2 protein-coding genes are annotated in these 3,146 nt (G+C 68.9%); both read left to right on the forward strand.

Annotation, left to right across the window (positions count from 1 at the left end):
* Positions 1–1,164 (forward strand): alpha/beta hydrolase (locus PHK61_RS31615; protein WP_274285010.1); only part of this gene is annotated, 1,164 nt, incomplete at its 5' end.
* Between the two features lie 628 nt (positions 1,165–1,792).
* Positions 1,793–3,063, forward strand: a protein-coding gene (locus PHK61_RS31620; protein ID WP_274285011.1) for an IS3 family transposase whose coding sequence is annotated in 2 segments (ribosomal slippage) — positions 1,793–2,096 and positions 2,096–3,063 — 1,272 coding nt in all. Because the reading frame shifts where the segments join, the coding sequence is not laid out codon by codon here.
* Positions 3,064–3,146 lie beyond the last annotated feature (83 nt).

Consider the following 3,146-nt stretch of genomic DNA (forward strand, 5'->3'; position numbering starts at 1 on the left):
CATCCGGTCCCTGCTGCACTGCGGATCTCTCGCACTCTGATTCCGGAAGAGCCGGTGAACGCGATGTACACCCGCCGGGTGGTGACGGCCGAGGGTGAGTTCGATGCCGCGTTCGGCACGGAGTGGCGCGAGCGGATTCCCGCCCGTGCCCAGGGCGCGATGCTGGCTCGACGCTGGACCTGGAAGGTCCCGGTCGCGTCGGGGGCACGCGTCGTGCGGGACGTCGCCTTCGCGACCGTGCCCGGAACTCACCGGCGTCTGCTCGCTGACCTCTGGTCGCCTCCCGATGGGGTTCCGCCCTCCGGTCTCGGCTTCATCTACACCCACGGCGGTGGCTACACGGCGTTCGACAAGGGCGGGCCGACCGAACCCTGGTTCCGGCATCTGGCCGCTCAGGGACACGTCGTGATGGACGTGTCGTACCGGCTGATTCCCGAGACCAACGTGCCAGGGATGCAGGGTGACGTGAAGCGGGCGGTGGCCTGGCTCAAGCGCAACGCCGACCAGTACGGCGTCGACCCGCGGCACATCGTCCTCGGGGGCGGATCGGGAGGCTCGCACCTGGCGCTGCTCGCCGCCTACACACCCGATCATCCGCTGCTGACCCCGGGAGACCTCCGCGGGACGGACCTCACCGTGCGGGGTGTGATCGGCTACTACTCTGCCGGCGACTACCGGCCGGAGAGCGAGGTCGTCGTCAACCGGACTGCAGTGGAGAGACGTGTCGCCGGGCTGCTCACCAGGCTCCTGGAACGCTTCTCCGGGTCCGAGATCGCCGTGGACGAGACCGGGGACTGGGCTCCTCAGGTGTTGCTCGGCGGTCAGCCCGATGACTGGTCCGAGCTCTACCGACGGGTGTCGCCGATCACTCATGTCGGCCCGAACACGCCGCCCACCCTGCAATTCGTCGGCGAGCACGACGTCTACCTCTCGAGGCACCGTCGAGAGGTCGCGCTGCATCGCAAGCTCCAGGAGGCCCGCGTCCCGTCGGTGTATGTGGAGTTCCCCCGCACCGACCACGCCTTCGACATGTTCCTACCGACGCTCGCACCGGCCGCCCAAGCCGCGATGTACGACGTCGACCGTTTCCTGGGGCTGCTGGCCTCTCCTCACGACTGGAAAGCCACCGCACCGACCACCGGGTCGCCCGCTGATGACGGATGAAAGGGCCGACTTGCCAGCGTGGACACGTCCTGGAGTCGCTGGTTAGCGAGTACGGGCGGGGTGCGGGAGGAAGGCAGGCTGCAACATGAAGACAAGGCAACACACGCCCACTCGTGTTTTCTTCGCGACGCACGTGGTGCTGATCTTCTATGTCCTGGTACTGGCGCTCGGACTCGGCCCCACCCTCATCTTCGTCGGTCCCGGCGCCTTCCTGGGTACCGCCAACCTCATCGGCACCGACGCCGAGCTGGGCTCCGCTGCAGACCTGGATCCGTCGATGATGGTGGCCATGATGGCGGGTAATCCCGTCTTCGCCCTGCTAGTACTACAGCCTGATTTGTGGCGGGGTGGTCCGGCGTGTCGGCTTGGCTGCGACGGCCGGATAAGATCTTGTCTGGTCGGTGGGCGACGATGTGGGTGTGGCCGAGGTCGAGGCGTGGGCAGGCGAGTTCTCGCTGGTCGAGACGCTGCTGGCGCCGCGGTTTCGGCGTAGCGAGCCTCGGGTCCGGGCGGCGGGCTATGTCCGGTCGCTGATGGCGGCGCTGGAACGCAAGAACGGCTGGACGATCTCCGATGAACCGCACTGGGTGCAGTGGAGGCTCGTGAGCTTGGAAACGAGGATGTCCTCATGCCCCAGGAGCGGTCGGCGGGTAAGCCGTCCACGCGCAGGTACACCGAGCAGGAGAAGGCCGCGGCGATACGGATGGTGCGCACGTTGCGGGCCGAGACCGGCAGCGAGCACGGCACCGTGAAGCGGGTGGCCGATCAGCTCGGGTACGGGGTGGAGTCGGTGCGGCTGTGGGTACGCCAGGCCGACATCGACGACGGGCATGAGCTCGGCGTGAGCACCGATGAGGCGGCGCGGGTGCGCGAGCTCGAGCAGGAGGTCCGCGAGCTGCGCCGGGCCAACGAGGTCCTCAAGCGGGCCGCGACTTTCTTCGGGGCGGAGCTCGACCGCCGGTACCGCAGATAGTCGCGTTCGTCGACGCGCACCGCGCCGAGGTCGTGGAAGGGCGACCGCTCGGGGTCGAGTTCATCTGCACGTTGCTGCAGGTGGCCCCGAGCAGCTACTACGCCGCCAAGACCCGCCCGCCCTCGGCGCGAGCCCTGCGTGACGCCGAACTCACCCCGCAGCTGATCAAGCTGTGGGAGGACAACTACCGCGTCTACGGGGCCCGCAAGCTGCACAAGGCCGCCCGCCGCGCCGGGCTCGACGTCGGCCGCGACCAGGTCGCCCGGCTCATGCGCGTCGCCGGGATCGAGGGCGCTCGTCGCAGCAAGCGGGTCCGCACCACCCGAGCGGATCCGAGTACCACCGCGCGGCACCCGGACCTGGTCGAACGTGCGTTCCGGGCCGACGCTCCCAACCAGTTGTGGGTCACCGACCTGACCTTCGTCGCGACCTGGGCCGGGGTGGCCTACGTGTGCTTCATCGTCGACGCGTTCTCCCGCATGATCGTCGGCTGGCGGGTGGCCTCGCACATGCGCACCGGCATGGTGCTCGACGCGATGGAGATGGCCCGCTGGTCGCGCGGTGCCCGGCTCGAGGGGCTGCGGTGTCACAGCGACGCCGGCTCGCAGTTCACCTCGCTGCGCTGGGGTGAGCGCCTCGCCGAGATCGGCGCGCTTCCCTCGATCGGCAGCGTCGGGGACTCCTTCGACAATGCTCTGGCCGAGACCGTGAACGGCTACTACAAGGCCGAGCTGATCCGCGGGCCGACCCGGGCAGGGCCGTGGAAGACCGTCGAGGACGTCGAACTGGCCACCCTGGGCTGGGTCCACTGGCACAACACCGCTCGGCTGCACAGCTACCTCCGCGACATCCCACCCGTCGAGTACGAGCAGGCGTTCTACGCTGCCCACCGGACCGACCACGACCCGGTCGGAATCCCACCGTGAGGGCCTCCATCAGACCCAGTGCGGTTCACCGAAGCGACCGGCGCGCCCTCGCCGAACTCGGTGCAGTGGCTGCTGACCGGCGC

The sequence above is a fragment of the Actinomycetospora lutea genome (genome assembly GCF_028737205.1).
Classification (GTDB): domain Bacteria; phylum Actinomycetota; class Actinomycetes; order Mycobacteriales; family Pseudonocardiaceae; genus Actinomycetospora; species Actinomycetospora lutea.